Origin of the sequence: Methanocella paludicola SANAE, assembly GCF_000011005.1 — an archaeon.
GTDB lineage: Archaea > Halobacteriota > Methanocellia > Methanocellales > Methanocellaceae > Methanocella > Methanocella paludicola.
The window spans coordinates 2,531,727-2,554,259 of the sequence record NC_013665.1 but is presented as its reverse complement, the minus strand read 5'-3'; the positions used below and the strand labels follow the sequence as shown (position 1 = coordinate 2,554,259).

Below are 22,533 nucleotides of genomic sequence, written 5' to 3'. Positions count from 1 at the left end.
CTATGGCTGCCGTCTTCCCCGGATGGCGTCCATGTGCTCTATCCTCTTGCGGATGAGCGCTTCCTTTCCGATGTCGTGCCTGCTGTGGAACTCGCCGTGCACGTTCGCCAGGCCCATCTCCGTCAATAGCTCGGCCTCGGCGATGGTATCCGCGACGCCCACGATGGCCAGGGACCTCGATGAGGTCGTATACACCTTGCCGTCGCGCTCGTTAACGCTAGCATAGTACACTTTATACTCGGGCTTTTCGACCACATTAAGAGGCGAGTCTTTCAATGGGTGGTCAGGGTACCCCTTCGGCACCACGTACTTACACACGGTGGCGCTCCTCTCGAACTCGATGTTCATCTTATCAAGAGAGCCGTCGATCATGGCCTGGCAAATATCAACAAAATCGGTCTTTAATAGCGTGAGCACGTTCATGGCCTCGGGGTCCCCGAACCGGGCGTTATACTCGATGACTTTCATGCCATCGCCGGTGATCATGAACTGCCCATACAGCGTGCCCTTATAGACGATGCCCATCTCTTTTTTCAGGGCTTCGACGGTGGCCTTCATGATCTCGACGCCCTCGTTATAGTCCTCCATGAACATGAACGGGAGCAGCTCAGTGTGGTCCGTGTAGGAGCCCATTCCGCCGGTGTTCGGGCCCTTATCGTCCTCGTAGGCCCGCTTATGGTCCTGCACAGTGGGCATCGGGGACACGTTCTTGCCGTCCACGAACGCCTGTATCGTGACCTCTTCGCCCTCCAGCCGGTCCTCGATGACGACCTTGCCGCTTTTCAGGACTTCCTCGATGTAGGCCTTGCCCTCCTGGAGCGTCTTCAGGTGCTCGCCCATGACCTTGACGCCCTTGCCGCCCGTAAGGCCGGCAGGCTTGATGACGCTGTTCGGGAACTCTTCCAGATATCGATAAGCGTCTCCCGCGTCCTCGTACACCTTAAAGCGGGGCACGCCCTTGATGCCGTTCCGGGCCATGAAGGTCCGGGTCCAGGCCTTGTCGAACTCGAGGCGGGCCGCGTCCCTGGTGGGGCTGGCAGCAGGTATGCCCTTGTCGTGCAGGGCATCCACGAGGCCTGCCGCCAGGGGGGCCTCCGGGCCGACGATGGCAAAGTCAACGCTCTTTTCGTCGGCGTACTGCACGATGGCGGGCACGTCCGTCTCTTTCGTCAAAAGATGATCCTCGGCTTTGCGCCGGATGCCCGGGTTCAGGTTGCCCAGGGCTGCATAGATCTTAGGTTTATAGGCGCTGCGCGCCAGCGCGTCAACGATAGCATTCTCCCTGCCGCCGGAGCCGACTACCAGGACCTTCATGAAAAACAAACCTCACTTCGTATTGTAAAGGGCGGGAGGATAAATAAGCTTAGCGAACAATAAGCTTAGCATCGCCTTCAGGGCTTGTACCCTAAGAGCTCGCTGGACTTGACTAAAGAGCTGACGCGCACGCCTTCCGCTTCGAGGCTTTCGTGGCCGCCCTCTTCCCGGTCGACCACGCAGACCATTGAATCGACGACCAGGCCCGCATCCCTCAGGGTATGAATGGCGCCGAGCGCCCCTCTGGCGGTGGTGACAACGTCTTCAACGACGAAGATCTTCTCGCCCTTCTCGTAGACGCCTTCTATTAATTTGTTGGTGCCATAGCCTTTCTGTGCCTTACGCACGATGACGAAGGGCATGCCGCTCTTCACGCTGGCGATGGCCGCCAGTGGAATGGACCCGATCTCGATGCCGGCGAGCTTCTGCGTGCCGGGCGGGATCATCTTCGAGATGCGCTCCCCGATGGCCTCAAGGCACAGCGGGTTCGTCTCGAAAACGTACTTATCCACGTAATAGCTGCTCTTCCGGCCCGATGACAGGGTGAAGTCGCCGAACTTGACGGCGCCGGTCCGCTTGAGCATTTCGACTAGCTGAGTATCCATGAGTATCACCAGGGCACGTTCTTCTTGCCGATCTTGAAGCCGATGATGTTCGTCGCCAGGTGCAGGAGGGGCGTGATGATCAATACGGTGACCACGATGGCGAGCGTGAAGTTCGAGAAGAACCACGACGTGTCCAGGAGAAGCGTGAGCGCCCACGCGCCTGCGACGAAGTCAAGCTGGTCCGCGATGGGCATCATGGCGCCCTGCTCGAAGCCCAGGCGCCGCTTGAAGAAGCTCTTTACCATGTCGCCCAGAAGCGCGCCCACCGGCATGGTGAACAGCGCCATGTACGAGGCGTGCATGAGCATGTCCGCGCTGACGTAAGCTGCAAGATATGGCGCGATATACGGGGCGATCCAGATCTGAAGGAGCCCCACGATGGCGCCGCAGAGCGAGCCCAGGATGAAGCCCCGGATGGTCTTGCCGTCCCCGAGAATGCGCTTATTGTCCGTAAAATATTTGCCCATATCGATCGGCCGGCCGCCGCCGAGGAGAGCTGCCGCCGGGTTCGCGATATATGCGGGCATCATGAGCCACATGGCCAGTATGATAAGGTCGAGCATTTTTAGCCTCGGGACGGATTTCTACAAGAAATGGCTTATCTTTCTATATCAAGGTTTTTGTGGTGTTCACCACAGTGGCCACAGTGGGATTTTACCACAGTGGGCACAATGGCTATTATATTCACCACAATGGTGCACAGAGGTCACGGAGGGTTGTTATTCACCACAGGGGTACACTGTGGTCACAGTGGTCTTTTTTATAATGGGCCACAGAGGCACCACAGAGGTCACAATGCCCCAATAGCGAGCGGGGTCTGCGAGGGGCGAGCAAAGCGAGTCCCCTTCAGCTTATAAAAATACCTCTGTGACCACCGTGAACCACTGTGGTGAATAAAATCCCACTGTGACCACTGTGGTGAAAAATAAAAAGTCATTGTGGCCTCTGTGGTAATCAACAGACGCGGGGCACGGGGTCGCCGAGGGGCGGCTCGATGAACCGCTGGCCGCCGATGCGGGTCTTCATGATGACGCCGCTTCCCTCTTCCACTGAGCCGATGATGACGGCGTCCTTCCCGTACTTAGTCTTCCGGACGGCTTCGAGGACGGCATCGGCCTTATCGGCCTCTACGCCGATGACCGCCTTGCCCTCGTTGGCCACTTCCATGGGGTCCAGGCCAAGCATGTCGGCCGCGGCACGGACGTCCTGGCGGAAGGGGAGCGTCTCCTCCTGGATGACGATGCGCACGCCGCTCTTCTTCGCCATCTCGTTCAAAACGTTGGCCACGCCGCCCCGGGTGGGGTCCTTCATGGCCGTTATTCCTCCGACGGCGAGCGCCGCCTCCACGGTCTTCCAGATGGGCGCCACGTCCGACTTTAGCTCCGAGCCGAACTTGAAGCCCTCTCGATGCGCTATGATGGCGATGCCGTGGTCGCCGATGGTGCCGGTGACGATGATCTTGTTACCAGGCTTCAGGCCGCAATCCCTTATAGGATTATCTGTTATCCCTATTCCCGACGTGTTGATGATGATACTGTCAAGCGCCTCCCTGGGCAGGACTTTCGTGTCCCCCGTTACCAGGGCGCAGCCCGCCTCCTCCAGGGCCTCGTCCACCGACTTTACGATCTTTTGCAGGTCCTCGATGGGGAAGCCTTCGGGCAGGACAACGCCGTTCGTGAGCGCTATAGGCTTTGCGCCCATCATGGCCAGGTCGTTGACCGTGCCCGAAATGGACAGGCGCCCGATGTCGCCGCCCGGGAAGAAAATGGGCTTGATGACGTGATTATCCGTAGTGAGGACGATGAATTTGTCGCCGAACGGTATGGCCGCGCCGTCGTCCAGCGCCTCCAGGCCGATGCCTCCGGCGTTGTTGTTCTTGATGGTGGCGAACACGCCGCCGATGAGCGACTGCATCATCTCGCCGCCCGCGCCGTGGATCAGGCTTACCTTCTCCGGCATTTTTTGAACTATAGCCACCTTTTCCATATTAGATCTCCAGCTCCATGTTTTTGAGGCAGATGTCCCTGCCTGCCGTTATTTTTAGCGTCATGCCGCACTTCGGGCATGAGCAGGCGAAGCGGTCCTCGATCGGGCCCTTATAGCCGCAGTTCGGGCACTCGCCCACCGCGGGCACGGTCTCGATCCTGAGCTTCGCTCCCTTCATCATGTTATCCTCTATGAGGATGTCGAACATGAACTCTAATTGCTCGGGGTTCACCATCGCCAGCTCGCCGGCCTCTACCGTCACCGCGAGCACCTTTTTGGCGTTGTTCTCGTTCGCCGTCCTCAGGGCCGTATTAACAAGGTCGGTAGCGATACTAAGTTCGTGCATTGTCCATTTCCTCGTTGATGGCCGCCACTTCGTCGAGGACCTTCTTCATTTCCATGGCCTCTTTCTCGTCGACCACCTGGATGGCGAAGCCGGTGTGCACGAGGACCCAGTCGTCTATCTTAGGCTCCTCGAGCAGGTCCAGCCGCACCTCCTGGGTCAGGCCCCCGAAGTCGGCTACGGCGATGTTGCCTTCCTTAATTTCCTTTAACTGAGCCAGAACTGCAAGACACATGATCTGATAACTCCTAAAAAGCCGGTATATCCTCCGGTCCGGCGTTCGTCCTTGATATTTCCCTGGACGTTCAAATACATTTCCATCCACGTGAAACTATGGCGGGCGGGCGACTCGAAGGCTCGTTTTCCGTGTTTTTAAGAGACAACCTCACGGGAAGCGTATATTAAATAATCAAATAATTATATATTAATATTTTTATTAACTTCTTATCGTACTATATTCTATTGAGGGGTAACGATGAAACAAAACACACTTATCGCGATCGTACTGGGAGTCGTCATCGTAGGCGCGGCGGCGCTGGTGGCGCTGAACTATAACTCGCTGGCGCCCGGCGGAGGTAACACGACCCCTACGGCCGCTCCTCCGGCCGTGAAGACGGCCTCGGACGTGCTGGAGAAGTTCGACCTGCTAAAAGCGAAGATCAATGCGTCGGGAATGTGGTTCGGCGGCGCCGCCGTACAGAACCTCATGGGCGACGAGACGGCGATGGTCTACATCTACAAGCCTGCCGGCTCCTCGGACGATGCAGGCCTCATGTCGAAAGGCTTCACTGCCGTATACGACGTGTTCCAGACCCAGGACCCGCTGCTCGTAGGGCTGATCGACACGACCCAGAAGGTCAGCGACCAGCAGTATAAGGTAGACGTATACGCCCTGGAGAGGCCGCTGGTCGAGCTATATGCGGCGGGCAACCTCACGCCGTCCGAGATGGTGAAGAACGCTTTGATAATAACGCCGAACTCCACGAGCCTGCGCGCCAACGCCACGTCCACGAAGCAGGCAACCGCGCTGCCGAAGCCCACGGGCAACTTCACTCCCCCTGCCGACAGGCAGGCATACCTGGTGGAGTCCCTGAACAGGACCAGCTATAAGCCGCTCAGCCTGCAGGTCGGCTCCATGGCCGACGGTGGTAAGGCTGTGAGCCTGGCCTGCTCGATGCCCGGCGGGCTGGACAACGCCCAGAAATACAACGCCATCGAGACGGGCCTGAAGCTTTGCGCCGCCGCATTCGGCGACTACGACCGGTACTACCTCAGCCTGATCTCCGAGCAGGGCAACGAGTACTACGTCATCGACGCCGGCGCCGTGCCCGTCCTGGACTATGGCGAAGGCAGCATCACGCAGGACCAGCTCTACCGGAACATCAACCTGACGTACTACACGAAGTGAGCAACACCGCTCACTTTTTCTCTTTTTTAATGGTACTAACTATTGTTTTCTGATTTTTATAAATCTGAATACCTATCCTTACATTCTATGCCGTTTCGGCGTGTTCTTAACCACAGAGTCACCGAGCGCACGGAGTTTCACAGAGATTTTTTAAAAATGGAGGTCACAGAGGGCACGGAGAACGGGTTTATAACTTTCCTGAGGCACGGAGTCGTAAGAGGCACTGGTGAGGATAAACCTTTTAGTTGTTTATTAATCAACCGTGTCTCTGCCATCTCCGTGCCCCAGGTAAACCAATAAACCGGGCTCTGTGGGCTCTGTGTCTCAAATTATTAAATAAAAACTCTGTGACACTCCGTGGGCTCTGCGCCTCTGTGGTTAAGGACACGCCACGAGGGCATAGCTAGAAAGTGAGAATTCACATCAGCGAAAGGTCATACCAAGATGGCATAAAAGAAAAAGATAATGAACTTAGCATTGGGCTATTTGGATAAATTATTGAACAGTACTTTTGGGATTAGTTTTACTCCGCTAACGCAACCATTATTCCCCTAAAAGAACAACATGGGGGCGTGGACAGGCAGGTCACCTTCGGCTATGGAGAGACGAAAAAGGAGTCGCTGTGCGTCCGCTGCCGGGGCTTCATGGCCCTCTGCGGCAAGCGGGTATGCCCCATCCTGGTGAAGGCGAAGACGTACTTAGACCTGAAAGGCCTGAAGGAGGAGATCTCGGGCTCGGCGCCCCCGGCCGTCTTCGTGGGCAGCTACGGCTACCCGAAGGTCATCGCGGGCCCCCTCATCCCGCCTCTCTACGGCGACACCATGGACATGGACTCCGAAAAGTGGCTTAAGCTGGGCTTCGACGACATTCTCAAGTACCGTTTTCAGCTCGTCAGGAGTAAGTCCGTCATCGATATCACCACCGCCTCGGAGCCCGTCGGGGTACTGGAGAAGGTGCAGGAGATGGTGCTGTCCGAAAAGCCCGTGGATACCGAGGCCGCATTCGAGAAGAAGCCAGACTCCCGGGTGGCGTTCTCCATGCGTGAGGCGCCCTCGGGGCCGTCCGCCGACCTGAAGAGCTTTTCCATCATCGACAACCCCTCCGTACCCAGGGCCGTGGACCGGGTCACCTCTGACACGGACTACAAGGCGGCGCCGGGCGTGCTGGACCTTTTCAAGAGCAACATCGACCAGCGGCAGATCACCCGACTATTCTCGGTCGGCCTCCTGGGCGAGAAGACGAACCGGCGGCTCGTGCCCACGGGCTGGAGCATCACGGCGGTGGACGACATCGTCAGCAAGGGCCTTGTGGATAAGGTCAAGTATTACCCCACCATCGACAAGTACCTCGTTTTCAGCGCCGGAGCCCTGGCCAACAACGTGGTCTTCCTGCTCACGCCCACGCCCTGGATGTTCGAGGGCCTCGAGCTGTGGCACATCAGCGCCCCGAACTGGCACTGCGACTCGGACTTCGAGTTCTACGAGGGCCGCAAGAGCTACGCCTCGACCCTCGCGGGCGCTTACTATGCGGCCAGGCTCCCGGCCGTGGAGTACCTGGAGGCCGCGGGGCGCCAGGCGGGGGCCATCGCATTCCTGGAGGTCATGAACGACTGGATACCGCTGGGCGTGTGGAGGTTCAGGGAGCTGGCAAAGGACGCGCTGGCAGGCCCGCCGCAGGCTTTCGACACGCTTGAACAGGCGCTCGCCGAAGTCGGGAACCGCCTCAACTCTCCCATAAAGCCCTGGCTGGACGCGAGCCGGCTGTACAAATATATGAAAGAACAAAAGAGGCTTTTTGACTTCTTCTGAGAAAATATATTAATTGTATGCCATTAAAAAGTGAATAATCTTTTCCCCCCATAGAAATGTTTATATCAGATAAGCATAAGGTTACTTTCATGAATAAGAAGTCCGCGAGCGACTCCCTCACAAGTAAGATGGAGCTTATCAACAAGAAGGTGAGAGAGATCACCGACCGCCGAAAAGGCGTGAAGGTCACCCGCATCGAGGACGAGCTCGACCGCCAGGAGCTGAAGAGCTATATGCGGCTCATGGGCGTAGAGCATGGCAGCATCAGCCTGGAGTCGGCCGAACAGGAGACGCGGGCCCCCAGGAATAACATTTTCTACGCGACCGTCGCCGGCGAGGCGCTCATCGAGGCCGCGCTCATCTTCATCGCTGCATCCTATCTTCTTAGTCCGGCCCCCACGGCCCTGGACTATCTCATCGCCGCGACGCTCCTTGGCATGTTCAGCTACATGGCCTATGTCATGTACCGGTACGTCAAGAGCAGATGAGCCTTTTTACCAGGACCCATAATTTAATATTTTCGTGCCGCATACTCGTTCACGCATGCGCAGGAAGCTATCGGAGGACATTGAGGCCGCCATCAAGAACGATAACACGGCTTACGATAGCTCGCTCTCGCCTTTTGCGGCAAAGAACTCGGCCGCCGACCGCCGGAGGCCCGACCATGAGGACATCCGCAGGCCATTTTTCCACGACGGCGACCGCATCATGCACTCCCGGGCCTACGCCCGGTACATCGATAAGACCCAGGTATTCTACCTGATCAAGAACGACCACATCACTCACCGGGTCCTCCATGTCCAGCTTGTCTCGAAGATAGCGCGCATGATCGGCCGGGGATTATTACTGAACGAGGACCTCATCGAGGCCATAGCGCTGGGCCACGACATCGGCCACGTCCCATACGGGCACGACGGGGAGAAGTACCTGTCCGCCGAGTGCCGGAGGCACGGCATCGGCAGCTTCCGGCATAACGTGCAGAGCGTCCGTGCGCTCGACCGGATCGAGGATCTTAATTTAACGCTGCAAGTTCTGGATGGCATCCTGGCCCACAATGGCGAAGCTCACGACCTTTTAATAAAGCCCGCGTTCGGTAAAACCTGGAAGGCCTTCGAAGGCGAGGTGAAGCTTTGCGAAGGCACGAATGACGAACACTCGGGCATCCTGCCCATGACGCTCGAAGGCTGCGTCGTCCGGGTCTCGGACACCATCAGCTTCATAGGCCGGGACATCGAGGACGCCATCACTATAGGCCTAATTCGCCGCGAGGAGATCCCGGAGGAGTGTGCCCAAGTGCTGGGCGACAACAACCGGGACATCGTGAACAACCTGGTCATCGACGTCATCGAGAACAGCTATGGAAAAGACTACGTCGCCCTGAGCGGCTACACGGCCGCCGCCCTCCAGAAGCTGAGAGAGTTCAATAACACGGACATTTACAACAACCCTAAGATCAAGTCCGAGGCAGGGAAGGTCGGGCGCATGTTCTCAATGCTCTTCCAGACGTTCCTTGAGGACCTGGAGAAGGGAGATAAAAGCTCCCGCATCTACAAGAATTACCTGGACACGTTCCCGGAAGAGAAGTTAAAAAGGTACCTGGATGATACGCCCAACGCCGGCATTGTGAGGGATTTCATCTCCGGCATGACGGACGACTACTTCAACGACACGTTCCGGGAAATTTACCTGCCGACCAAGCGCCGGCTATAGGATCTTTTTCCCGAAGGCCGAGCTTATCAGACCGATGGCGAGCTTACCCGTGACGTTCTGCCGGTCAAGAATGGGGTTCAGCTCAACGACCTCTAACGACTTCAAATTCGGGCACTCGGAGATCATCTCCATGGCCAGGTGGGCCTCGCGATAGGTCATCCCGCCCTGCACGGGCGTGCCCACGCCGGGCGCCTCCATGGGGTCCATGACGTCGATGTCGAAGGAAACGTGAAGGGCATCCGTGCCGTCGCAGGCGATCTTCAGGGCCTTCTTCATGATCTTGTGCATGCCCTGCTCGTCGATGTCCCGCATCGTAAAGACCGTCACGTTCGACTTTTTCAGCAGCTCCCGCTCTAAAGGATCCAGGTCACGGGCGCCGATGAGGACACAGTTGGCCTCGGAGACGCTCGTCCTGACGCCCAGCTTGCCGACCAGGTTCTTCGAGCCCCGGCCGCAGGACGTGGCGAAGCTCATGCCGTGGATGTTGCCGCTGATGGTCGTATCTTCCGTATTGAAGTCGCCGTGGGCGTCGATCCAGATGATGCCGATCTTATTATAGAAGGTGCTCAGGGCCGCGGTCGTGCCCATGGCGATGCTGTGGTCGCCGCCGATCACTAAAGGAAAATACCCGTCGGCGATGCTCCTGCCCACGAAGTCCCTCACGCGCTGGCAGGCGAAGATGACCTCCTCGTAGTTCTTCAGCCGGGAATCGTATTTTTTCTTCGGGGGCCGCGGGGGCAGCATGATGTTGCCCGTATCCTGCACGTCGATGCCCAGCTTCTCCAGCGCCTCGACAAGCCCGTCGTTCCGCAGGGCGTCGGGGCCCATGTCGATGCCCCGCCTGTCTGCGCCCAGGTCCAGTGGAACGCCTACAATGCGGACCTTGCCGATGACGTCGTCTTTTTTAGACATCGCGTCCTTCTTATCCTTCAGTGTCGATCGCTGCCTATGACCTTGCATAATTCTCAAGTACCTTTTTTTCGGCCTTTCTCAGGTGCTCGACCGCGGTAGAGGCCGATATGTTTAATATTTTGGCCACGTCCTTGATGGATGCGCGGCGGGGCGTGTCGAAGTAGCCCATCTCGACGGCCGTCCTCAGCGTGCTCATCTGGCGCTCCGTGAGCCCGATGTCGGGCTCCGTGCCCTCAGAATTCCGGATGTAGGCGATGTCGGCGCACTCCTCGAGGCCGGCCACGACCTCCTGGAGCTCGTCCCTCGTGGGGGCCATGATGTGCCAGTTCTCGATCCCGTCTTTCACGACCGTCGGGCCGATGAATACACAGTTCTTTCTAATAATGTTGTCGATGATGGACCCCTGTTCGGCCCACGTGATGACATCCGCCCTGTCGGCGGATCGGGACAATATTGCGTACTTCCTGATCTGCGGGGCCGACTTCAGGAAAGCCTCCAGCTCCCCGATGCGCGGGCTGATAATGGTCTGATACCCGTAGAGCTGGTTATTCGGGAGCACGTAGGTGTACTTCACGACGATGGTCGCCGACAGCTTCTTAGAAAGAGCGGAGTGCCAGCAGTCCCGATGCCTTAAGCCAATGCTGAGCGCGGTTGACATAAATATACTAAACCGTATGTGTTCGGTATACCATTTAAAGTCATTGGTCGAGAATTATATTACAGGTGGAATCACATGGTCAAGATCTATTATGATAAGGACGCCGATCTCAAGTACCTCAAGAATAAGAAGATCGCCGTCATCGGATACGGAAGCCAGGGCATGGCACAGTCCCAGTGCCTGAAGGACTCGGGCCTGGACGTCGTCGTGGGCCTCAGGAAGGGCGGCGCATCGTGGGCGCAGGCGAAGAAGGACGGCCTGGCGGTCGCGACCATCGAGGACGCGGCAAAGGCAGCCGACGTAGTCCAGATGCTCATCCCCGACGAGCTCCAGGGGAAGGTCTACCGGGAGCAGATCGAGCCATACATGAAGAAGGGCAAGACCCTGATGTTCTCGCACGGCTTCAACATCAACTACAACATGATCAAGCCCGGCGAGGGCATCGACATCGTAATGATCGCCCCCAAGAGCCCCGGCCATTTAGTGAGAAGGATGTACCAGGAAGGCAAGGGCGTTCCCTCTCTAATCGCGGTCGAGAAAGACTACTCGGGCAAGGCGCACCAGACGGGCCTGGCCTACGCGAAGGGCATCGGCTCCACGAGGGCGGGCGTCATCGAGACCACCTTCAAGGAGGAGACGGAAACGGACCTGTTCGGCGAGCAGGTGGACCTCTGCGGAGGCGTCACCGAGATGGTCAAGGCGTCCTTCGAGACGCTGGTGGACGCGGGCTACCAGCCGGAGATAGCGTATTTTGAAACGCTGCACGAGCTGAAGCTGATCGTGGACCTCATGTACGAGGGCGGCATGACCAACATGTGGGACAGCGTGTCGGACACGGCCCAGTACGGCGGCCTCACTCGCGGAAAGCGCGTCATCAACGACCAGAGCCGCCTGGAGATGTGGCGGACCCTCGAGGAGATCCAGGACGGCCGCTTCGCGAAGGAGTGGGTGCTGGAGAACATGGCCGGGAGGCCGGTGTTCAACAAGCTCACCGAGATGGATGCGGAGCATCCCATCGAGACGGTCGGCAAAGAGCTGCGCTCCATGATGCCGTGGCTCAAGAAGAAATAATATCCTTTTTCATGTGCCCGCCTTCCGGCGGGTGCACCTGCCTTTCGGCAGGTCGCCCTATTTTTCCATGAAATTATGCGCTAAAAGCTATTAATTTTTATATAAATGCTTCTCCAAAGTTGAGTTGGTAAAACTACTTAACAGGGGTGGATTGTTGATGAAGAGATTGATCAGTGTAGCATTGATAGCCGTCATTCTACTGGCGGGCATCGGGATGGCTGCGGCGCAGTACCAGGGCGGTATGCAGCCGGGCGGAGGACAGCAGGGAGGGGCGCAGACGCTGAACATCCCGCCGGCGCCCGAGAAGGCGAAGGCCGACATGCAGTACGGCAACACCGCTAGGGCCGCCATCATCGGCGAGCGCCTGTCCCAGGCGGCCGAGGGCAACGCGAACGTGTTCATCACCGAGAACGACGCCGTCACAGCCAGCGTGTACCTGCAGAAGGACGCGAGCCCGTACGACCTCGCCGGCACCATGGCGAACTTAACGTACATGCTCGCCGACCTGTACAGCACCATGACCGAGAAGGGCGACAGCAATATCCTGCTCAAGGTCTACGACACGTCGAATAGCGCCATCATCGACGCGCAATTCAACACTGCGAAGAACGCCTTCGACTACTTCGACGTCAAGGAGAGCGCCGCCGCCTCTCAGCCGCAACAGCCGGCCGCGGGACAGCAGCAATACGGCACGCAGCCGTACGGGACAGGCCAGATGCCGATGAGATAAAGATATTTTCTAAATTTTTTAATTTTTGGGTGGTTGATAAAATACAATCCTCGTTAGTGACCCGGGTGAGAATCTATTAATGAATATTTTTTGCATCTTTAAGGCACTAAGCTGACGGAGGCACTATTCTCACCACAATGGCACGGAGTTCACGAAGGCTCACTAAGACTTTTTTTTAGATGGAGGGACAGAGGTCACAAAGCCCGGTTCATTGGCGTTAGGGCACAAAGGATACAATGGCACAATGGAATGAACATGCGAACACTTTTTGCCATCGTGTCATTGTCCCCTTCGTGCCTCTTTACACAAAAAGCCTGCTCTGTGGCCTTGGTGACTCACATTTAAAAGAAAGCTTTGTGAAACTCAGTGGGCTTCGTGCCATTGTGGTGAAAATAGTGGCTCCGTAAGCTTAGTGGCTTAAAAACCAAATGGTATTACAACATAAGATATACAGGCAGGAGATTCTGGGTCTATATCATCGATCCACGCCTATAGGATACTGGAAAAGATATCTTATTTTCAACCGGGCAAAGTATATCCTTTTAAAAACATAATACAAGCCTGTCAAAGAAAGGTAAAGTATAACTAGTAGGTGTGGCATTTGAAGGAATATCCAAAATGTCCGTACATCGTCACGTGCTCTATCACCGTCTCTGACGGCATGGCGTTCTCGTGGACGTGCCTCCGCCTCAGGAGGACCGTGGGGAGGGCGCAGTGCGAGCAGTGCGAGCGGACCATTTTAAAGATAATAGACTACCAATGCCGCTAAAAAAGGAGGTGACTCAAGATGAGAAAAACAGTGCTGTTCAAAATGGACGATTACAAGAAGCACCCCGAGCACACCATCAAGCTGATCATTCACTCGGCGAACATGGGGAGGCTGGAGGAAGGTACGCTTGAGAGGATTAAGCAGGCCGACCCCAACGCCAGCATCGAAGTATGGCATGCGGTCGTCGGGCAGAACACCGCGGAGATAACGATCTCCCGCCAGAAGTCCGAGGCGACCATCATCACCATATAAGAGGAACTAATGTGGTTTCGGGCTTATTAATAGCCCGATCCCCTCGATTCTATTTTATTGCCTGTCTTTCCGGTAAATACACGCTATATCTTTGCCGGATGGTTTTTGGCCTTACTATACCACGGCTAATGCCGTTCGGCCCGGGAATAAATAGCCATAATAAGGACGTTCTGGTTAAATGGAGCCATTTCTTAAGGCATCTGGTTTAACCTGATGCTTTCGTGAACCGGCCCGGATATAGCTCTGTAAGGCAAAATTATGGCGCCGACGCTATCCGATTTAAAACGAAATCGGCAGAGGCAAATGTATATATGCGACCACAGCCTATCTTACTATGCAGTAGTAATAAAAAAAGCCCCAAAGAATAGGGGTTAGTGGCAGTAAAAATGCCCAAAAAAGGATGTGAAAACTATGAATACCGTTAGCGTCAATACGACGCAGCTGTTCGGCATCGTGCTGGGCCTGCTCGTGACCGTTGCGGCTATCATAGTCAACGTAAGACTATTCGGAAGTGACCTGTCGTTAATCAACGTGGCGTCGTACATAACGCTCGGCGGGCTGGTCGTCCTTTCCATGATGATCGCGGTAAAGGACTGAGCACGCCCTGCGGCCCATGCACTTTTTCTTAAAAAGCGCATCGATAGCCGGGGCTGTTGTCCCCGGTGCAAATTTTTTACCGTCCCGTAAATTCTGTCGACGTTTTTAATGTCCCGTTCAAAAGACGCGGGCGCATTTTTAAGTGGCTCGATTAATTTCCGAAACTATATAAATCGACGGTTAAAATATTTAGTGGAGCACTTATGACGAAGATCATGGTGGTCGACGACGAGCCCGACCTGCTCGAAGTGGTCAAGCTGATCCTGGAGAGCGACGGCTACCAGGTCGTCACCGCGAACAGCGGCCAGGAGGCGCTCGATAAGATCGAGAAGGAGATGCCCGACCTGGTCTTACTGGACATCATCATGCCCAGGATGGACGGCTGGGAGGTGTTCTCCCGCATCAAGGGCAACACGAAGACCCACGATATCCCGGTCATCATGCTCACGGCCAAGGACCAGCGGATCGATAAGCTGATCGGCCTGCACGTGGTCAGGGTGGACGACTATATTACGAAACCGTTCGGCCGGGCGGAGCTCCTGGAGCGCATCAAGCGAGTGCTCGAGGAAAAGCACAAGGTGGCCCAGTAAGCATCCCGTGATAAGCTTTATAACCCAGCACGGGCTTTTTTACACCATAATTTCGAGAGAGGCACGCTTATTTCATGAAAGAGGAAATGTCGAGCGTCGACGTTTACGCCGTGGTCATGGAGCTCCAGTTCTTGATCGACTCGAAGCTCGAGAAGGCCTACCAGCATACCGCCGACGAGATCCGCTTAAAACTGCAGGAGTTCAAGACCGGCAAGTACGACCTGATCCTTGAGGCCGGTAAAAGATTACACCTCACGGAGCACCCGAGAGAATCGCCAAAGCTGCCGCCGTCATTCCCGATGATGCTGCGGAAGTACATGATGGGCGGGCGCATCACCAGGATAGCGCAGCATAACTTCGACCGCATCGTGGAGATCGACGTGGTCCGGGCGGGCGTGATGAACACGCTGGTCGCCGAATTGTTCAGCCAGGGCAACGTCATTTTACTGGACCAGGACCGCAGGATCATGATGCCCCTGCGCTCCCTGAAGATGAAGGACAGGGACGTCCTGCGGGGCGAGCAGTACGAGTTCCCTCCCCCGCAGTTGAGCCCTCTTGATGTGACTGTGGAATCGCTTAAAGCCCTTTTTGAGAGATCGGACCGGGACCTGGTGAGGACGCTGGCCACAGAGACGAGCATCGGGGGCATGTACGCGGAAGAGGCGCTGGCCCTGGCGGGCGTGGACAAGAACAAGCCCGCAAAGAGCCTCGTGGACAGCGAGATCCAGCTCGTCGTGAACGGGCTGAACGAGCTGTTCAGGCCCCTCAAGGAGGGCACCCTGAGGCCGAACATCGTGCTCAAGGACGGCAAAGACGTGGATGTGCTGCCCATCGAGCTCAGCCGCTATGCGGGTTACCAGAAGGTCTACTTCGAGTCGTTCAACAAGGCGCTGGACGAGTACTACAGTAAGCACATCGTGGCCGAGGCGAAGGCAGAGGTCGTGGAGAAGAAGGCCGAAAAACTAGGGGTACTGGAGCGGCGCCTGAAGCAGCAGGAAGATGCCATCGCCAAATTTGAAAAAGAAGAGAAAGAGTATGTCCGCAAGGGCGAGCTGATATACGCCGAGTATGGGGCGGTCGACGACATCATCAAGGTCATCAAGGGCGCCCGTTCCAGGGGCATCTCATGGGACGATATCCGTAAGATACTCAAAGATGCCAAAAAGGCGGGCAACCCGGCAGCATCGATGATACAGTCCGTGGACCCGGCTGCCAACACAGTCGCCGTGAAGTTCCCCGAAGCCACCATCAATATTAACGTGGACCTTACGGTTCCCCAAAATTCTCAAACGTACTACGATAAGGCTAAAAAGGTCCAGTCCAAGAAGGACGGCGCACTCAAGGCCATCGAGGACACGAAGCGGGCAATGGCGAAGGAGATGCCCCGGGAAAAGCCGGCCGAGCCAAAGAAGCCCGCCGTAAAAATGAAGCCCCGTAAGCCGAAGTGGTACGAAAAGTACCGGTGGTTCTTCACCTCGGACGGCTTCCTTGTCATCGCGGGCAGGGACGCCGACCAGAACGAGGAGATTGTCAAGAAGTACCTGGACAAGAAGGACATATTCTTCCACGCGCAGGCGTTCGGCGCTCCCATCACCGTGGTCAAGACCGAAGGCCGGGAGATCACGCCCGAGGCCATCGCCGAGGTGGCCCAGTTCGCCGTGGCGTACTCGTCCGTATGGAAGTCCGGCCAGTCGTCCGGGGACTGCTTCTGGGTCCGCCCCGAGCAGGTGAGCAAGACCCCGGAATCCGGCGAGTACGTGGCCAAGGGAGCGTTCATCATAAGGGGCGACAGGAACTACGTGAAGAACGTGGAGGCCCGGGCGGCCGTCGGCATCAGGTTCGACGAGACCGGGTGCTACGTCGTAGGCGGGCCCGTGGCCGCAGTTAAGGCGAGGGGAAAATACAGCGTCGTCGTCGAGCCCGGCGAGTTCAACCAGGGCGACATCGCTAAGAAGATATACCGCTACTTCCTGGAGCACTCGGGCGAGGATGACTCTAAGGCAATACGGCAGGCGGCTTCGCCCGACAAGGTGGCCCCGTTCCTCCCGCCCGGGGAATCCCGGATAGCGCAATAATCGAGGATAGTGCAATGAAGGTCAACAAAGAGGAACTGAGAGGAGACTACGGGGAGATATCGCTTACACCCGAGTCCCTCGACGACCTCTGGCATTTAAAGTACGTCATCGAGCCCGGCGACATGGTGTTCTCGCTGACCTTCCGTGTCCTGGACAGCGCCACCGATAAGCTCAGGCCCGAGAAGATGGACAAGAGGCCTGTGAGGCTGGGCGTCAGGGTCGAGTCCGTCGAGTTCCACAAGTTCTCGAACCGGCTGCGCATCAAGGGCACCATCATCTCCGACCTGGACACGGGGATGTACCACACGCTCAACATCGAGCCGTACTCTGAACTGTCCATCATCAAGCACTGGAAGCTCGACCAGATCGAGCGTATCAGGGACGCCATCGAGGAGGCGAAGCTGCCCGAAATAGAGATCGTCACCATCGAAGAAGGCGAAGCGGCTATCGGTTTCCTCAGGCAGTACGGGGTGGAAGAAGTATCGAGGATCAGGCAGTCCTCGTCCGGCAAGCGGGAGGGCACGGACGCCAGGTCCGAGTTCTTCGGCGAAGTGGCCGCACAATTAAAGAATGCCGACAAGGTCAAGACGTTCGTGGTCGCCGGCCCCGGCTTCATCAAGGACGACTTCGTCAAGTTCCTGAAGAACCATGCCAGGGAGGTGGCCGACAAGGTCATCGTGGAGGACACCTCATCCATCGGCTCTTCGGGCTTCCAGGAAGTCCTCAGGCGCGGGGCCATCGAGCGCGTCGCCCAGGAGATGCGCATATCCCGCGAAGCTAAGCTCATCGAGCGACTCCTGGTGGAGATCGCGAGCGACGGCAAGGCGACGTACGGGTACGCCCAGACGAAGAACGCCGTGGGCATCGGCGCCGTGGAGGTGCTGCTCATCGCCGACGAGACGCTGAGGAATTATAGAGAAAAGGGCGAGGCCGACATCGAGCGCATGATGAAGTCCGTGGAGCAGTCCCGGGGTAAAGTGGTCATTTTTTCGACGGAGTTCGAGCCGGGGCAGCGCCTGGAAAAGCTGGGCGGCGTGGCGGCGCTCCTGCGGTTTAAGGTAAGTGAATAAGCTTTATTATCAAATAGCCCATAACATGCCTGAAACGGTGTTTATATGGGCCTGTTTAGCGATATTAAAGACATCTTCAAGAGGGACCTCAAGCTATTCGTGATCATAAATATCATCTATTTTGGTACAGTCATCCTGGGAGCGGTCATCGCCCTGGCCATGCCCGACCTGCAGATGAGCCTGATCATGGCGGCCGGCCAGACCTTCGGCTCCGGCAGCCCCCTGGGCGGCGTCGGCGAGGCATACCTGTCCGGCAATATCCCCATGGCTGCCCTGTATACGTTCATCACGAACTTTTTCCTGGGCACGCTGGCCGCTCTCACGATCCCATCGCTGATCCTGCCATTCTGGGCCGTGCTCATGGGCGCCTATCGGGCTCTCCTGTGGGGCATCATGCTTATCATACCGGTGCCGGGCGTCCTGCCGTTGAGCACCGTAGTGCCGCATTACCTGACCATACTTCTGGAGGGCGAGGCGTACATAGTCGCCATCTTTGCCTGCACCCGGGGGCTGGTCGCTCTCATAAGGCCGAAAAATTTCGGCATGGACTCCAGGCTTAAAGCTTACTGGCAGTCCATCAAGGACAACGGCAAGCTATTGCTCATAGTCATCGCTCTCCTGGCGGTGGCCGCGGTCTATGAGGCGTGGGAGGTCACCTTCTTCGCGGGGCTGGCCGGAGGAGTGGTGGCCGGTGGGCAGTTCGGCTTCTATGACGAGGAGTTCGGCCCCGACTCCAGCTATTCGAACTGGACGCAGAACATCCTGGTGAACACCTCGGAATGGAGCTCTTTTAACGTCGGCGCCGGAAAGCTCATGAGGACACAGGTAGTGACCAATGGCACCCCGGTGGACGTCATGATCCTGGACCGGGGCAATTTGACAGCGTTCAGCGCCTCGCCTGATAGCGGAGGATGGAGCGCCTGCGTGATGAAAAAGGACGCGGTGAACGAGACGTTCGACTTCATTCCGCCGCAGGACGGCACATACTGGGTGGTCATGCGAAACACGGGCGAAAAGGACGCGAAGATACACATGCAGGTGAGGTATAAGCGCTGATGACCGCCGGTGTAACCCGTGCCATGCGGGAGCCAAATAATATAAGGGATGAAACGCCATAGGGGGTCACCGTGAACAACCCGCTAAGCGATGCCATCGGCATCATGAAGAAGGACTGGAAGCTCCTGGCCGGCCTCAACGCGCTATATCTCTGCGTGCTCGTCGTGGGGGCCGTGTTGGCCCTGATAAGCCCGGGCCTGCAGCTATCCATGGTCAGGTATGTCGGCGCCGAGACCATTGGCGGTCCGCTCACGAACCCCTCGGGCGTCACGGACGCCCTGGCCGTGATGGCCGGCGGCCTCGTCTCGAGCTTCCTGCTGAACACGCTCGGGATGATCACGATCCCTTCAGCGGTCCTGCCGATATGGGGTCCTATTATTGGAGGGGCACGGTTTTTCATATGGGGAGTAGCCTACGTCCTGCCACTTGAAGGGGTGATGACCCCTGGTGAACTTATTCCCCAGTACCTGGCAATAATCCTGGAGGGCGAGGCATATATCATCGCCATCTTCGCATGCGTCCGGCAGCTCTCCGTGGCCGCCGGGCACATGGAGGCAGGCTACCAGTGGATGCTTAAGATGTACGGCGCAGCGGTCCTCGAGAACCTGAAGCTGCTCGCCGTCGTGCTCGTACTGCTCACTGCATCGGCAATTTACCAGGCGTTCGTCATCCCGGTACTCAATGGAATGCTATAGGAAACGGTTATAAATTCCAGAATGCTTATGTATCATAAAAATGGTGTAAGGGCGTGAAATATATGAGGTTACTGAACGGCATCCGGGGGGCTGTAAGGTTACCTTCTATGGACCGGCCGCTGATAAACAAGGGAAGGCGCATAGGGCGGAATATACTCAATGCTACGGAAGGCTATGAGGAGCAGGTGTACAGCGTGATATCCAGGCACCAGTTCCCGCGCATCGACGTCTACCCGAACTCGGGCTACAAGACCGCCATCTACAGGGCCTCGGAGCCTTCGCCGTGCCTCGATGAGATCTTTTATAAATGCGAGAACCTGCTGCCATACGGCAAGGAATACTGGTTCGCGATCTTCACCGCGATTGACAAAAAGAAGAACCCCATGCAGCTCATCTCCTCTTTCGGCCGGAGGAACTCCCGCACGTCCGTCGACAACGTCGAGATCGCCGTCGATAGCCCCGGGCAGGGCATGGCCCGAACCGGCGGGTTCGTCTGGTGCTTCGACGGTAAAAAGAAGCTTACCGTGCCCACTGTAGAGACGATGACCAGCATTTCCGGTAATTCGATATCTTCCGCCGGCAACGGGCTGAACATCGACATTTCGGGCACCGTGCCGCAATACCGCGTGAAGGTGGACAGCGAGGCCATCAAATGCGATTTTAAGCTCACAAAGCCGGCCTCGGGCTACGATACCGAAGTGCTCAACGAGCTCAAGATGAAGCTGAACTACCAGGTGTATAACCTGTACTACGACTTCGACGGCATGCTGAACGGAAAGGAGTACAGCGGCCGCTGCTATCTGCAGAAGGTCCTGCTGACGACGCCCCTGGTGCCCTGGTACTGGTCCCGGTTCGTGTTCAAGGACGGCTCGTCCTTCGTGTTCTTCAAGCCCTACTTCGGCACCCACGACCTGAACTACCCGCTGAGGAATAAGGGCGCCTTTTACTCGGCCTCCGAGGATAAGCTCTACTGGGTCCATAACATCGACGTGAAGCACGATAATAAGATGAAGAACTGGAAGATATCCAGCCAGGGAGAGGGCTACTCGCTGAGCATGGCGGTGAAGGCCTACGCCGACCACGGGTTCAACTTCCGCTACGGCGGCGTGTTCAACTATAACGAGCATATGGTCAACGTCCGGAAGTTCGACTTCAAGTCCGGCGATTCGAATATCGGCCTTAAAAAGCTCGGCACAGGCGCCGGTATCGTCGAGGACGCCACAGGACTGCTCATATAGGTAAGCAAGCCCTTGCTCAGCTTTAAAAAGCGAAATAATTTCTATTTTATGTTCAGTTTACCCAATAAATTGTAGTGTAAACGAGAAAAGCTATATACTTTAGTTTATTTGATTAATTCTGATATCATGATGACCGAGAGGCGCATAAAGGTCGATTTCCCGAATATCGACCTCACGCCCGATGACATATCGGGCTATTACCTCGATGCCGGGGCCGACATCGTCCAGAGCGGCGAAGTAGCCGACGTGGACGAGTTCATTAAGAACCTCGAGGAATATAACAAACTCCAGTACAGGCTGATGGATAAGACCGACCGCCTCTGCGAATCCATGGAGCACATGCTGGATAATGAGTTCGTCATAGTCAACGACCTCAACCCTATCTTCGAGGAGGTCGACCAGATCACGGAGCGCATGGAAGACATGAAGTACTTCATCCCCCGTGATGAGGTGTTAGAGGTCCTGGAAAAGTACCTGTCCCTGCACCAGCGGCTCTTCGATAAGCCCGTCTTCTACGTGGAGAGCGGGTGGGATGTCATACAGGATTACGGCCTGTAAATCAAACTTTTTTTTAAAAAGAGTTTTAAACTTTTGCCTTCCTGCGACCAACTTTGGCTGTTACGGAGGGCTCCTTAGCCTTAACGATAGCCTTGCCGTTAACTTCCCTCTTGAGCTCGCCGAAGGTGGCGATGCGCTCGGCGAAGGCGTTGTGGCGGTGGATGCTCTCCTCGTTGACCTGCTTTATCGTTATAGTCGCATCGTCGCTCAGGTCGGGGAACTTTTGCACCAGGTTCTTGGCCATGGCGCGCACGCAGTCCTCCACGAACTTCGGGTTCTGGTGGGCGGTCCTGACCACGTACTCCTCGTCCTGGCGTTTCAGTAACTCGAACATCCGGCAGCTCATGGACTGCTCGATTATGTCGATGATGGACTCGATGGAGATGCGCTTATTTTCGCCATCACGGTGGTCGGCGAACTCGATCTTTATGGACCCGATGCCGCGCTGGTTGTGCGTGGGCATGGGCATATCCTCTAAAAATTCGTCGATCTGTCCCTGCTTTATCCCCAGCTTGCGCAGCTTCTGCTCGGCCTCGGCCTTCATGATGTCCTGCGCGCACGGGCAGGCGGTCATGGCGATGACACGGGCGCCGATCCCCTTGCTGATGAGTCCGTCCCGCAGGGCCACGGCATCCGCGCAGATATCGTAAACTTCCTGGCACTCCATGTTCGTCACGGGCGAGCGGCGCTTCATCATGTATTCTCCCTGCATGCTCACCTCGGCACGGGATGCGTAGTCGTGCTTTGCCAGAAGCTCCTTCGACACGTCGACGCACAGGTCCTCGATCGCGTAGACGGGCTCCTTGATGGCGTCCTCCAGGACCTTGTCGATGGCCGCGAGGTTCCGGGAAAGGTTGGCGCCTTTACGGTCCGAGGGTAGATCCACAAAAATGTCGAAGGTGGGTATGAGGATGATCGGCCTCTTGGGACCGCGGGCGATCTCTACCATCTTTTTAACTTCGGTGACGCCTACTTTCGTGAGGCTGATCTTGACGTCGGGGTTTCCGGCTTGCACGTCGGGTAATATCAAGAATGTTCACCTTTGGGATGTTGTTATAAGGCTTTGAAGTACGATAAGGTTTACCGTA

General features: G+C 56.6%; 25 protein-coding genes. 16 read left to right on the top strand and 9 right to left on the bottom strand.

The window, feature by feature from the left end; genetic code table 11:
• The 6 genes from purD to MCP_RS13150 all read right to left on the bottom strand — a co-directional run bounded on the left by purD (position 1) and on the right by MCP_RS13150 (position 4,483).
• Entirely contained in the window at positions 1-1,314 is a 1,314-nt protein-coding gene (gene purD, locus MCP_RS13175) for a phosphoribosylamine--glycine ligase (protein ID WP_012901343.1), read from the bottom strand.
• A 77-nt stretch (positions 1,315-1,391) separates the two neighbouring features.
• Positions 1,392-1,919, bottom strand: a complete 528-nt coding sequence (gene pyrE, locus MCP_RS13170) for an orotate phosphoribosyltransferase (protein ID WP_128567286.1) — start codon at positions 1,917-1,919, stop codon at positions 1,392-1,394.
• 5 nt (positions 1,920-1,924) lie between these two features.
• Entirely contained in the window at positions 1,925-2,449 is a 525-nt protein-coding gene (locus MCP_RS13165; RefSeq protein WP_394296154.1) for a CDP-2,3-bis-(O-geranylgeranyl)-sn-glycerol synthase, read from the bottom strand.
• A gap of 424 nt (positions 2,450-2,873) precedes the next feature.
• Positions 2,874-3,905, bottom strand: a complete 1,032-nt coding sequence (gene hypE / locus MCP_RS13160) for a hydrogenase expression/formation protein HypE (RefSeq protein WP_012901340.1) — start codon at positions 3,903-3,905, stop codon at positions 2,874-2,876.
• Between the two features lies 1 nt (position 3,906).
• The gene (gene hypA / locus MCP_RS13155) at positions 3,907-4,251 is read right to left on the bottom strand and encodes a hydrogenase maturation nickel metallochaperone HypA (RefSeq protein WP_012901339.1); all 345 of its coding nucleotides are present in this window, start codon (positions 4,249-4,251) and stop codon (positions 3,907-3,909) included.
• The gene (locus MCP_RS13150; protein WP_012901338.1) at positions 4,238-4,483 is read right to left on the bottom strand and encodes a HypC/HybG/HupF family hydrogenase formation chaperone; all 246 of its coding nucleotides are present in this window, start codon (positions 4,481-4,483) and stop codon (positions 4,238-4,240) included. Before MCP_RS13150 ends, hypA begins: the two co-directional genes overlap by 14 nt.
• A 240-nt stretch (positions 4,484-4,723) precedes the next feature.
• On the opposite strand from MCP_RS13150, the gene MCP_RS13145 reads away from it, so the two are divergent.
• The 4 genes from MCP_RS13145 (at position 4,724) to MCP_RS13130 (ending at position 9,174) form a co-directional block, all read left to right on the top strand.
• Positions 4,724-5,656: a hypothetical protein gene (locus MCP_RS13145; protein WP_012901337.1), complete on the top strand. Its 933-nt coding sequence runs from the start codon at positions 4,724-4,726 to the stop codon at positions 5,654-5,656.
• Positions 5,657-6,228: 572 nt separating this feature from the next.
• Positions 6,229-7,464 carry an Nre family DNA repair protein gene (locus tag MCP_RS13140; RefSeq protein WP_012901336.1) on the top strand — a complete coding sequence of 412 codons (1,236 nt, stop codon included), beginning with the start codon at positions 6,229-6,231 and terminating at the stop codon, positions 7,462-7,464.
• A gap of 89 nt (positions 7,465-7,553) precedes the next feature.
• Positions 7,554-7,952 (top strand): hypothetical protein, encoded by a 399-nt coding sequence (locus tag MCP_RS13135; RefSeq protein WP_012901335.1) that lies wholly within the window; start codon positions 7,554-7,556, stop codon positions 7,950-7,952.
• A 55-nt stretch (positions 7,953-8,007) separates the two neighbouring features.
• The gene (locus tag MCP_RS13130; RefSeq protein ID WP_012901334.1) at positions 8,008-9,174 is read left to right on the top strand and encodes a deoxyguanosinetriphosphate triphosphohydrolase family protein; all 1,167 of its coding nucleotides are present in this window, start codon (positions 8,008-8,010) and stop codon (positions 9,172-9,174) included.
• Here MCP_RS13130 and rocF read toward each other — a convergent pair.
• Together rocF and MCP_RS13120 are read right to left on the bottom strand one after the other, a co-directional pair.
• Positions 9,169-10,086 carry an arginase gene (rocF, locus tag MCP_RS13125; RefSeq protein WP_012901333.1) on the bottom strand — a complete coding sequence of 306 codons (918 nt, stop codon included), beginning with the start codon at positions 10,084-10,086 and terminating at the stop codon, positions 9,169-9,171. The two genes, MCP_RS13130 and rocF, sit on opposite strands and share 6 nt — an antisense overlap.
• A 34-nt stretch (positions 10,087-10,120) precedes the next feature.
• On the bottom strand, positions 10,121-10,744 hold the full coding sequence (locus MCP_RS13120; RefSeq protein WP_012901332.1) for a helix-turn-helix domain-containing protein: 624 nt from the start codon (positions 10,742-10,744) through the stop codon (positions 10,121-10,123).
• Between the two features lie 75 nt (positions 10,745-10,819).
• Between MCP_RS13120 and ilvC the strand changes: the two genes are divergently transcribed.
• The 12 genes from ilvC (at position 10,820) to MCP_RS13065 (ending at position 21,445) form a co-directional block, all read left to right on the top strand.
• Positions 10,820-11,815 (top strand): ketol-acid reductoisomerase, encoded by a 996-nt coding sequence (ilvC, locus tag MCP_RS13115; RefSeq protein WP_012901331.1) that lies wholly within the window; start codon positions 10,820-10,822, stop codon positions 11,813-11,815.
• A 157-nt stretch (positions 11,816-11,972) separates the two neighbouring features.
• Positions 11,973-12,545, top strand: coding sequence for a hypothetical protein (locus MCP_RS13110; protein WP_012901330.1), 573 nt, complete (start codon positions 11,973-11,975; stop codon positions 12,543-12,545).
• Between the two features lie 601 nt (positions 12,546-13,146).
• Positions 13,147-13,314 (top strand): hypothetical protein, encoded by a 168-nt coding sequence (locus MCP_RS15755; protein ID WP_158301494.1) that lies wholly within the window; start codon positions 13,147-13,149, stop codon positions 13,312-13,314.
• A gap of 18 nt (positions 13,315-13,332) precedes the next feature.
• Positions 13,333-13,566 (top strand): hypothetical protein, encoded by a 234-nt coding sequence (locus MCP_RS13105; RefSeq protein ID WP_012901329.1) that lies wholly within the window; start codon positions 13,333-13,335, stop codon positions 13,564-13,566.
• A 411-nt stretch (positions 13,567-13,977) separates the two neighbouring features.
• Positions 13,978-14,163: a hypothetical protein gene (locus tag MCP_RS13100; RefSeq protein WP_128567228.1), complete on the top strand. Its 186-nt coding sequence runs from the start codon at positions 13,978-13,980 to the stop codon at positions 14,161-14,163.
• Between the two features lie 203 nt (positions 14,164-14,366).
• Positions 14,367-14,753, top strand: coding sequence for a response regulator transcription factor (locus MCP_RS13095; RefSeq protein ID WP_012901327.1), 387 nt, complete (start codon positions 14,367-14,369; stop codon positions 14,751-14,753).
• Between the two features lie 74 nt (positions 14,754-14,827).
• Complete coding sequence (rqcH, locus tag MCP_RS13090) at positions 14,828-16,828, top strand: ribosome rescue protein RqcH (protein ID WP_012901326.1); 2,001 nt, start codon at positions 14,828-14,830, stop codon at positions 16,826-16,828.
• Between the two features lie 14 nt (positions 16,829-16,842).
• The gene (locus tag MCP_RS13085; protein ID WP_012901325.1) at positions 16,843-17,898 is read left to right on the top strand and encodes an mRNA surveillance protein pelota; all 1,056 of its coding nucleotides are present in this window, start codon (positions 16,843-16,845) and stop codon (positions 17,896-17,898) included.
• Positions 17,899-17,943: 45 nt separating this feature from the next.
• Positions 17,944-18,954, top strand: coding sequence for a hypothetical protein (locus tag MCP_RS13080; RefSeq protein ID WP_012901324.1), 1,011 nt, complete (start codon positions 17,944-17,946; stop codon positions 18,952-18,954).
• Between the two features lie 71 nt (positions 18,955-19,025).
• On the top strand, positions 19,026-19,649 hold the full coding sequence (locus MCP_RS13075) for a hypothetical protein (RefSeq protein WP_012901323.1): 624 nt from the start codon (positions 19,026-19,028) through the stop codon (positions 19,647-19,649).
• A gap of 62 nt (positions 19,650-19,711) precedes the next feature.
• Positions 19,712-20,887, top strand: coding sequence for a hypothetical protein (locus MCP_RS13070; RefSeq protein WP_128860072.1), 1,176 nt, complete (start codon positions 19,712-19,714; stop codon positions 20,885-20,887).
• A 126-nt stretch (positions 20,888-21,013) separates the two neighbouring features.
• A complete protein-coding gene (locus MCP_RS13065) occupies positions 21,014-21,445 on the top strand; it encodes a hypothetical protein (protein WP_012901321.1) in 432 nt (143 codons plus the stop codon).
• A gap of 25 nt (positions 21,446-21,470) precedes the next feature.
• Here MCP_RS13065 and mptA read toward each other — a convergent pair whose 3' ends face one another.
• Entirely contained in the window at positions 21,471-22,475 is a 1,005-nt protein-coding gene (gene mptA, locus MCP_RS13060) for a GTP cyclohydrolase MptA (protein WP_012901320.1), read from the bottom strand.
• Positions 22,476-22,533: the final 58 nt, after the last annotated feature.